General features: G+C 30.6%; 7 protein-coding genes. All 7 read left to right on the top strand.

Features of this window, described 5'->3' with window-relative positions:
• The first annotated feature begins 248 nt into the window (after window positions 1-248).
• Complete coding sequence (gyrB, locus tag Q0733_RS05960) at window positions 249-2,186, top strand: DNA topoisomerase (ATP-hydrolyzing) subunit B (RefSeq protein WP_298780146.1); 1,938 nt, start codon at window positions 249-251, stop codon at window positions 2,184-2,186.
• Window positions 2,187-2,293: 107 nt separating this feature from the next.
• Window positions 2,294-3,292: a DUF6588 family protein gene (locus Q0733_RS05955; RefSeq protein WP_298780144.1), complete on the top strand. Its 999-nt coding sequence runs from the start codon at window positions 2,294-2,296 to the stop codon at window positions 3,290-3,292.
• 135 nt (window positions 3,293-3,427) lie between these two features.
• Complete coding sequence (gene mdh, locus Q0733_RS05950) at window positions 3,428-4,354, top strand: malate dehydrogenase (protein WP_298780143.1); 927 nt, start codon at window positions 3,428-3,430, stop codon at window positions 4,352-4,354.
• 198 nt (window positions 4,355-4,552) lie between these two features.
• Entirely contained in the window at window positions 4,553-5,161 is a 609-nt protein-coding gene (locus Q0733_RS05945) for a hypothetical protein (protein ID WP_298780142.1), read from the top strand.
• Window positions 5,162-5,313: 152 nt separating this feature from the next.
• Window positions 5,314-8,292 (top strand): protein translocase subunit SecDF, encoded by a 2,979-nt coding sequence (gene secDF, locus Q0733_RS05940; RefSeq protein ID WP_298780140.1) that lies wholly within the window; start codon window positions 5,314-5,316, stop codon window positions 8,290-8,292.
• Window positions 8,293-8,382: 90 nt separating this feature from the next.
• Window positions 8,383-9,501, top strand: a complete 1,119-nt coding sequence (locus Q0733_RS05935; protein WP_298780138.1) for an adenylate kinase — start codon at window positions 8,383-8,385, stop codon at window positions 9,499-9,501.
• An 89-nt stretch (window positions 9,502-9,590) separates the two neighbouring features.
• Window positions 9,591-10,580 carry a GTPase ObgE gene (obgE, locus tag Q0733_RS05930; RefSeq protein WP_298780135.1) on the top strand — a complete coding sequence of 330 codons (990 nt, stop codon included), beginning with the start codon at window positions 9,591-9,593 and terminating at the stop codon, window positions 10,578-10,580.
• The last annotated feature ends 1 nt before the right edge of the window (window position 10,581 follow it).

The raw sequence follows: 10,581 nt of genomic DNA, 5'->3' as shown, positions 1-10,581 counted from the left end.
AAAATCTCGCTAAAGCGAGATTTTTTTATTTTCTAAAAAATAAATCAACAATAAAAAAAGTAAAATCAAAATTAACCCCCTTTTTAACTCATTTAAGGCACTTTTTAGTTTTTAACAAATGTTGATAAATTTGCGTCATAATTACTAATTCGCTTTATAATAATATTTTAAAATCGTAAATTTGAGTTTAATAAGTTTGTCTTAATAGAAAAACTTTTTCAACCTAAAATTATTAATTCACATTTATAATGAGCGAAGAAAAAAAGAATAATTATGATGCCTCCAGTATTCAGGCATTAGAAGGTATGGAGCATGTAAGAATGCGTCCATCAATGTATATTGGAGATGTTGGAATTAGAGGTTTACACCATTTAGTATATGAAGTTGTAGATAATTCTATTGATGAAGCAATGGGTGGTCATTGTGACACTATTGATGTTACAATTAACGAAGATAATTCGATTACAACTAAAGATAATGGACGTGGAATTCCTGTAGGAATTCACAAAAAAGAGGGCGTTTCTGCATTACAAGTTGTAATGACAAAAATTGGAGCTGGTGGTAAATTTGACAAAGATTCTTATAAAGTTTCTGGTGGTTTACACGGAGTTGGTGTAAGTTGTGTAAATGCATTATCAGAACACTTAACAGCTACAGTACATAAAGAAGGTAAAGTTTGGCAACAAGAATACTCTAAAGGAAAAACGCTATATCCTGTTAAAACTATAGGAGAAACAGATTTTACCGGAACTATTGTTACTTTTTTACCAGACACCTCAATATTTACTCAATCTACAGAGTATAGTTACGACACGCTAGCAACTCGTATGCGTGAACTAGCTTACTTAAACAAAGGAATTACGATTACCTTAACTGATAAAAGAGTTACTGATGACGAAGGTAATTTTATATCAGAAACTTTTCATAGTACAGAAGGTTTACCAGAATTCATTAAATATTTAGATTCTACTCGCGAGCAATTAACTGCGAATGTAATTTCTATGGAAGGTGAAAAAAATGGTATTCCTGTTGAAGTTGCTATGATTTATAACACCTCGTATGCAGAAAATTTACACTCTTATGTAAACAATATTAATACACACGAAGGAGGAACACACCTTTCTGGGTTTAGGCGTGGTTTAACAGGAACTTTAAAAAAATATGCTGATGAATCTGGATTGTTAAAAAACGTAAAATTTGATATTTCTGGTGATGATTTCCGTGAAGGATTAACAGCAATTGTTTCTGTAAAAGTAGCAGAACCACAATTTGAAGGACAAACAAAAACGAAACTAGGAAACAGAGAAGTAACTTCTGCTGTTTCTCAAGCAGTTTCAGAAATGTTAAAAGACTATCTAGAAGAGAACCCTAATGATGCTAAAACCATTGTTCAAAAAGTAATTCTAGCAGCAACTGCAAGACATGCCGCAAGAAAAGCACGTGAAATGGTACAGCGTAAAACCGTAATGAGCATAGGTGGTTTACCTGGAAAATTATCGGATTGTTCCGAAACTGACCCTGCGCAATGTGAAATATTTTTAGTTGAGGGTGATTCTGCAGGTGGAACTGCTAAGCAAGGTAGAGATCGTAATTTTCAAGCAATTCTTCCTCTTCGTGGAAAAATCTTGAATGTTGAAAAAGCAATGCAACACAAGGTTTTTGAAAACGAAGAAATCAAAAATATGTTTACTGCTTTAGGCGTTTCTATAGGAACAGAAGAAGATCCAAGAGCTTTAAATTTATCAAAAGTACGTTATCATAAAGTAGTTATTATGTGTGATGCCGATGTAGATGGTTCTCACATTGCCACTTTAATTCTTACTTTTTTCTTTAGATATATGAGAGAAATGGTAGAACAAGGGTATATTTACATTGCAACTCCACCTTTATATTTAGTAAAAAAAGGTCAAAAAAGAGAGTATGCTTGGGATGATAATCAACGAGATTTAATTGCTCAAAAAATGGGTGGTTCAGTAAATATTCAACGTTATAAAGGTCTTGGAGAAATGAATGCTGAACAACTTTGGGATACAACAATGAATCCTGAGTTTAGAACATTAAGAAAAGTAGTTATAGACAGTCCTGCAGAAGCAGATAGAGTTTTCTCTATGTTAATGGGAGATGAAGTTCCGCCAAGAAGAGATTTTATTGAACGAAATGCAAAGTATGCCAATATAGACGCATAAGAAGTCTTTTTCAAATCAATTACGCACACTCTATGAATCATAGAGTGTGCTTTTTTTTTATATATTAGCTTACTTAATAACCCAATTACTAAACAAAACTATTACAAATGAAAAAGTGTATTATTATCTTATTAGCAATTTTTGCCTTTACAACAAATTCGAAAGCTCAAAATGGTTTCGAAGGTTATCTATTAGCAGATAACAACGACCGTTCTAAATTAATTGAAGCTTATATTAGCCCTGCAATGAAAGGATTAATTTACGGAATGAATAATGGCTGGTATCACACAGCAAAAGTTCATAAACCTTTAGGATTTGATATTTCCATTGGATTAAACGCATCTTTTGTGCCAGAAAAAGATGAAATGTTTAGTTTGTCTGGTTTGACATCTATTAACAATGGATCTATCACTGCAGCAACAGTTGCAGGTTCTGAAGACACAACACCATCAACCACTGTTGATTTTGAAGAAAGCGGAACAACTTTTAGTACAACTTTTAATGCACCAGGAGGTATTAAAGAAAGCCTACCTTTAAGTGCTGTACCTGCTCCAGCTATTCAAGTAAGCTTAGGTTTACCTGCAAAATTTGAAGTTAACTTAAGATTAGTTCCTAAAGTTGGTGATGATGATGTAAAAGGAAACTTATTTGGTATTGGATTAAAAAAAGAAATTACAAGCTTATTTGGCCCTATGGATAAGACACCTTTACATGTTTCTTTACTAGCAGCATATACATCTATGTCAGTAGAATATAATATTGAAAGTGAAGGAGATATTGCAGTACAGAATGGCTTGGCTGAATTTAAATTAAATGCATATACTGTTCAAGCAATTGCATCTTTAAATTTCCCAATTATAAATCTTTATGGAGGAGTTGGTTATAACTCTGGTAATTCAACCCTTAATATGACAGGAGATTACACTTTAAGTTACGGAGCTTTAACAAGAACAGTTACAGATCCTTTTACATCTGAGTTTAACTCTGGTAGTTTTAACACTACCGCCGGTCTTAGATTAAGCTTAGGTTTCTTTAAAATTTTTGGTAGTTACACATTACAAGAATATAATACCGCTAATTTAGGTATTGCATTTAGTATCAGATAAACAAAATAGCTATATAATTTATAAAAAGACATCAAAAAATGATGTCTTTTTTTATGAAATTTATCACATTTAAATATTTTTAATATCGTATTTTTACACCAATAAATTATCATAAAACTAAAAAACATATAAATTATGAAAGTTACAGTTGTTGGTGCAGGTGCAGTGGGTGCAAGTTGTGCAGAATACATAGCTATTAAAGACTTCGCATCAGAAGTTGTAATCTTAGACATTAAAGAAGGCTTTGCAGAAGGAAAAGCAATGGATTTAATGCAAACTGCTTCTTTAAATGGTTTTGATACCAAAATTACAGGAAGCACAAATGATTATGCTAAAACTGCAAACTCTGATGTTTGTGTAATTACATCTGGTATTCCTAGAAAACCAGGTATGACCCGTGAAGAACTAATTGGAATTAATGCTGGAATTGTAAAAATGGTGTCTGCAAACTTAATCGAGCACTCTCCAAACACAATTATTATTGTAGTTTCTAACCCTATGGATACTATGACATATTTAGTTCATAAAACTACAGGATTACCAAAAAATAGAATTATTGGAATGGGTGGAGCTTTAGACTCTGCACGTTTTAAATATAGATTAGCAGAAGCCTTAGGAGCTCCTATTTCTGATGTTGATGGAATGGTAATTGGTGGTCATTCTGATAAAGGTATGGTTCCTTTAACAAGATTAGCTACAAGAAATTCTGTTCCTGTTTCTGAATTTATTTCTGAAGAAAGATTAGAACAAGTAAAACAAGACACTAAAGTTGGAGGAGCAACATTAACAGGTTTGTTAGGTACTTCTGCATGGTATGCTCCTGGAGCTGCTGTTTCTGGTATGGTACAAGCAATTGCTTGCGATACTAAAAAGATTTTCCCTTGTTCTTCTTTATTAGAAGGAGAATATGGTTTAAATGATTTATGTATTGGAGTTCCTGTTGTTTTAGGTAAAAACGGTATTGAAAGCATTGTTGAAATTAACTTAAGTGATGCAGAAAAAACTCATTTACAAGAATCTGCCGCAGGTGTTTCTAAAACAAACGGTTTGTTAGAATTATAATCAACCTTTTTTATAGATATTTAAAATCCAGCTTTAAGCTGGATTTTTTTTATTCATTTTTCAAAAAAAGCTAAAGACAATTAACAAATTACCTCCTAATAAATAAGTTTTTATAAACTCAAAATATTATATAATAATTCTTTTATAAGATCTCTTTTTACACTTAAAAAAAGCAATCTTTTTTTATATATTTGACACATGAACTCTAAATGGTACATTAGTACACTATTTTTAATTTTATTCATTTGTTTTGGAACATTCCAAGACCAAGTAATTATACCAAATCAAGAAATTGTTTTGGAATTTATTGATACTAAAATCAATAAAAATGAAATTAAAAATACGATTGCAAATGTAAAAGAGAAGCTTCTAAACACTGGTGTTTCTAATATTAAAATCAAAGAAACAAAAAATGGAACACTTAAAATTTCTTACTATAGTGTTGCTCCTATTAAACTTATAAAAGAAGCACTTTCAGAAAAAAATGCTATTGTTATAAATCAAAATTCAGAAAATAAAGATAATAAAACTGAATATTCTGATTATAATATTGATGTTTATGAGTTAACTAACCAAACTAAAATATCTAACTTAGAAGATAATTTTGTATTCGAAATCGAATCTAATTCAGATCGTTTTACTACAAACTATAATTTGTTTTTAATAAAACATTTTGATAGCCATAAAGAAAATCAAAGCTACAAAATAGCATATACTGAATACAAAAAAAATCCTTTTTCAAAGGATAATTCTTCTTGTAAAGAACCAGAAGTTAGAGCTGGACCTAACAACTACAACAACATATAAATATCTTAATTTACACTTTTCTTAAACTCTTGTAAATTAACGAGTAACAAACTCATAATTAAAAAACTATAATCAATAAAATTATTGTCAAGTTTTACGAGAAACTATATATTTGCTCGTTTTAAAAATTTGACTAAAAAATAAACAATAGAATGCAAAACAAAGGACTTATTAAAACTTTCGCAATCCTTTTTGGATTGGTTAGTTTATACCAATTATCATTTACATATTTTGCTGGTAAAGTTGAAGATAAAGCTGAAACTTACGCAATTAGTAAGGCATCAGAAAATAATGCTAGAGAAAAAGCAAGTTTCGAAAAAAAATACTTAGACAGTGTTGCTAACAAAGATGTAATCGATTTAGGCATTACAAAATACACTTTCAATGATTTGAAAGAAAAGCAAATGAATCTTGGTCTTGATTTAAAAGGAGGATTTAGTGGTGTTTTACAAGTTTCTGTAAAAGAAGTTTTAAAAAGCTTATCAAACGACTCTAAAAACGAAGTTTTTAACAAGGCTTTAGCTGCTGCAGATGAAAGATTAAAGAATGATAATGCTACTTATTTAGACATCTTTTTTGAAGAATTTGAAAAAATAGCAGGAACAACTAAATTAAGCGACCCTTCTATTTTTGGTACAAAAGCATTAAGCGAAAAAATTTCTTTTAATGAAGAAAATAGTACGGTAAAAGAAACTTTACAAGAAGAAATTAACAGTTCTATTGGAACAGCTTTTGAAGTATTAAGAAGTAGAATTGATAAATTTGGAGTTTCATCTCCAAACATACAAAGAATTGGAAATTCTGGTAGAATTCAAATTGAATTACCAGGAGCTAAAGACACGGAGCGTGTTGCAAAATTAATTACTAGTAAAGCAGAATTACAGTTTTGGGGTGTTTACACAAATGCAGAAATTCAAAACTTCTTTTTTGCTGCAAATGGTAAAGTTGCAGAATTCTTAAAAGACGACTCTGTTCTAGAAGAAGTAAAAGATTCTTTAAAGAAAGATGATATTGATGATTTATTAGGTAAAGCTGAAGATACTTTAAAAGTTCAAAAAAATCTTTTTACTTATTTATTTCCTAATGTTGCTCAATCTCAAAACAGTATAGGTTCTGTAGTTGCACAGGCAAAAGTAGCTGATACAACAACAGTAAATAATTTATTAAACAAAAAAGAAGTAAGAGCATTATTACCTTCAGAATTAAGACATGTTAAATTTTTATGGGATTATAAATCAACTAAAGCTGTTGACGGTTCTGATTTAATTGCTTTATACGCAATCAAAGGAAACAGAAATGACAAACCAACAATTGAAGGTGATGTAATTTTAGATGCTTCTCAAGTGTTTGATCAATTAAACAAACCAGAAGTTAGTATGGTAATGAATAGTTCTGGAACTAAACAGTGGGCAAAAATGACTGCAGACAATGTAGGTAATTTTGTAGCAGTTGTTTTAGATAACTATGTATACACAGCACCTTCTGTAAACCAAGTAATTAACGGTGGTAGAACTTCTATTTCTGGAGGAACAATGACTATTGAAGAAGCAGAAGATATTGCTACTGTATTAAAAGCTGGTAAACTACCTGCTGCTGCAAGAATTATTGAAGCAGAAGTTGTTGGACCATCTTTAGGGCAAGAAGCTATAGATGCAAGTTTCCTATCTTTTGGATTGGCAATTATGTTGGTTTTACTTTGGATGATTTTATACTACGGTAAAGCAGGTTTATATGCTGATATTGCCTTAATAGTAAACATCTTATTTATCTTCGGTATTTTAGCTTCTTTTAATGCGGTGTTAACTTTACCTGGTATTGCAGGTATTATCTTAACCATTGGTATGTCTGTAGATGCCAACGTTATTATCTTTGAGAGAATTAAAGAAGGTTTATTTAAAAAGAAAGGTTTAAAACAATCTGTAGAAGAAGGTTTCTCTGTTAAAGGTGCTTTATCTGCAATTATTGATGCAAATATTACAACTTTATTAACAGGTATTATTTTATATGTTTTTGGTACAGGACCAATTAAAGGTTTTGCATTAACATTAATGATAGGTATTGCAACATCATTATTTACAGCTGTATTTATTACACGTATATTAATTGACAAAGCTGTAAACAAAGGCTCTAACTTAACTTTTAATACTTCTGTTTCTAAAGGTTGGTTCCAAAACATTAATGTTGAGTTCTTAAAGAAACGTAAAATTGCATACATCATTTCAGGAGCAATTATTCTTGGAGGTGTTGCATCTATTGCTACAATAGGATTAAAACAAGGGGTAGATTTTAAAGGTGGGCGTTCTTATACCGTTCGTTTTGATAAAGCTATGAACGCAACTGAAGTTGCAAATTCTTTAAAAGATGTATTTGGTTCTGCACCAGAAGTAAAAACTTATGGTACTGACAATCAATTAAAAATAACAACCGTTTATAAAATTGAAGAAGAAGGAATAGAAGTAGATGAAGCTGTACAAAACGCATTATTTACTGGTTTAAAATCTTACATAGGCAATACAACTTATGAAAACTTTAAACCTGGTTTTGAAAAAGCAGCAAATTCAAACGGTATTATGAGCTATAGAAAAGTAGATCCAACCATTGCAGATGATATTAAAACATCAGCATTATACGCTGTATTTGGTTCTCTTTTAGTAGTATTCTTATACATATTATTACGTTTTAGAAAAGTATCTTTCTCTATTGGAGCTGTAGCAGCAGTTTTCCATGATGTATTAATTGTATTAGCGGTATTCTCAATATTTTACAAGTTTATGCCTTTTGATATGGAAATAGGGCAATCTTTTATTGCGGCCATATTAACCGTGGTAGGTTACTCTTTAAATGATACTGTGGTTATCTTTGATAGAATTAGAGAATTTGCAGGAATCCATACAAAATGGAAATATAGTGAAGTAGTTGATAAAGCCTTAAGTTCTACTTTAGGAAGAACAATAAATACATCTTTAACAACAATATTAGTAATGTTAGCAATTTTCTTATTTGGAGGAGACTCAATTAAAGGATTTATGTTTGCATTAATTGTTGGTGTAGCTGTTGGTACTTATTCATCATTATTTGTGGCAACACCAATTATGTACGATACATCAAAAAAAGAAGAAAAGAACTCATAGTTCTTAATTAAATAAAAAAAACCGTTTTCTTGTATCTTCATAAGAAAACGGTTTTTTCATTAAATATATAGCAACTATATTTGTATTCTTATGAAAATAATAAAACTTCAAGATTTATACTTTACACCATTTATTTCTAAGGATAAAATTTCTAAAATAGTAAAACATTTAGCAGAACAAGTAAAAGCAGATTTACCAAAAGATGAGGTTCCAATATTTGTTGGAATATTAAATGGATGTTTTCTTTTTGCTGCTGATTTTATAAGAGAATTTAATGGAAATTGTGAAGTTTCTTTTGTTAAATTAGCATCTTATCAAGGTACATCAAGTTCAGAAAATGTAAAGCAACTATTAGGTATTAATGAAGATTTAACTGATAGAACTGTTATCATTTTAGAAGATATTATTGATACTGGCACAACACTCCAAGAAATTTATAATATCTTTAGAAACAAGAATGTAAAACAACTAAAAGTAGTAACACTCTTTTTTAAACCAGACGTTTTTAGAAAAGAATTACCAATAGACTATATAGGGAAAAGTATAGAAGACAAATTTATTGTTGGTTATGGTTTAGACTATAATGGTTTAGGCAGAAATTACCCAGCAATATATCAATTAACAACAAAACCAAAAATGAAAAACATTGTATTATTCGGACCTCCAGGAGCAGGAAAAGGAACTCAAGCTACATTACTAAAAGAAAAATATAATTTAGTGCATATTTCTACAGGAGACGTTTTTAGATTTAATATTAAAAACGAAACTGAATTAGGTAAACTTGCAAAAAGCTTTATGGATGAAGGAGACTTAGTACCAGATGAAGTAACCATAAATATGCTTAAAGCAGAAGTAGAAAAAAATGCAACTGCAAATGGATTTATTTTTGATGGATTTCCAAGAACAGAATCTCAAGCAATTGCTTTAGATGAATTTTTAGCAGAAAAAGGAGAGCAAATAAACGGTATGGTTGCTTTGGAAGTACCTGAAGATTTATTAGTAGAACGTTTGTTAGAACGTGGTAAAACAAGTGGCAGAACAGACGATACTGATGAAAGTAAAATTAGAAACCGTTTTAACGAATACAATACAAAAACTGCCATTTTAAAAGAATTTTATCAAGCACAAGGAAATTACTTTGGTATAAACGGAGTAGGTTCTGTTGAGAGCATTACTGTAAGTTTATCTAAAGTTTTTGATACCTTATAAAACCATTTAATTGTATAAATATTTATTCTTAAAACGATAAAACCTTTATACAAACACATATTTCAACGATTACACAATTACACACTAAGATGACTGAGGGAAATTTTGTTGATTACATAAAAATATATGCTACTTCTGGAAAAGGTGGGCAAGGTTCTGCACATTTACACAGAGAAAAATATATTACAAAAGGTGGTCCAGATGGTGGAGATGGCGGACGTGGTGGACACATCATTTTACGAGGAGACAAAAACATGTGGACCTTATTTCACTTAAAATTTAAACGTCATTTTAGAGCAGAAGGTGGTGGAGCAGGAAGTAAAAGTAGAAGTTCTGGTCATGATGCAGATGATATTTATATAGATGTCCCCCTTGGTACAATTATAAAAGATGCTGATACTGATGAAGTAATTTTAGAAATTACTGAAGACAAAAAAGAAGTAATTTTACTTGAAGGTGGAAAAGGTGGACTTGGTAACTGGAATTTTAAAACCTCTACAAACCAAACTCCAAGATATGCTCAACCTGGTATGGATGGTGTTGATGGTTGGTTTAGACTGGAATTAAAACTTTTAGCTGATGTTGGTTTAGTTGGTTTCCCAAACGCTGGTAAATCTACTTTATTATCAGTTTTAACGGCAGCAAAACCTAAAATTGCAGATTATGCTTTTACAACTTTAAAACCTAACTTAGGAATCGTTGAACACAGAAATCATAAAACATTTGTAATTGCAGATATTCCTGGAATTATTGAAGGCGCCGCAGAAGGAAAAGGTTTAGGACATCGTTTTTTACGTCATATAGAACGTAATTCTGCTTTATTGTTTTTAATTCCTGCCGATAGTGATGATATCAACAAAGAATATAACATCCTTTTAAACGAACTAAAAAAACACAATCCAGAGCTTTTAGATAAAGACAGATTATTGGCCATTTCAAAAGCAGATATGCTAGATGATGAATTAATTTCTGAAATTAAAGCCGAACTCCCAGAAGGAGTTGAAGCTTTATTTATTTCATCTATTGCTGAAATTGGTCTACAAAAATTGAAAGACAAACTTTGGGAAATGTTAAACTAAC

The organism is uncultured Polaribacter sp., from assembly GCF_947500975.1.
Taxonomy (GTDB): Bacteria; Bacteroidota; Bacteroidia; order Flavobacteriales; family Flavobacteriaceae; genus Polaribacter.
The sequence above is the reverse complement of the archived record's forward strand: the minus strand, read 5'-3'. Positions and strand labels throughout refer to the sequence as shown.

Excerpts from the sequence above, each read along its gene's own strand:
- gyrB (WP_298780146.1), top strand. The coding sequence starts at position 249 with ATGAGCGAAGAAAAAAAGAATAATTATGATGCCTCCAGTATTCAGGCA.
- Q0733_RS05955 (WP_298780144.1), top strand. The coding sequence starts at position 2,294 with ATGAAAAAGTGTATTATTATCTTATTAGCAATTTTTGCCTTTACAACA.
- mdh (WP_298780143.1), top strand. The coding sequence starts at position 3,428 with ATGAAAGTTACAGTTGTTGGTGCAGGTGCAGTGGGTGCAAGTTGTGCA.
- Q0733_RS05945 (WP_298780142.1), top strand. The coding sequence starts at position 4,553 with ATGAACTCTAAATGGTACATTAGTACACTATTTTTAATTTTATTCATT.
- secDF (WP_298780140.1), top strand. The coding sequence starts at position 5,314 with ATGCAAAACAAAGGACTTATTAAAACTTTCGCAATCCTTTTTGGATTG.
- Q0733_RS05935 (WP_298780138.1), top strand. The coding sequence starts at position 8,383 with ATGAAAATAATAAAACTTCAAGATTTATACTTTACACCATTTATTTCT.
- obgE (WP_298780135.1), top strand. The coding sequence starts at position 9,591 with ATGACTGAGGGAAATTTTGTTGATTACATAAAAATATATGCTACTTCT.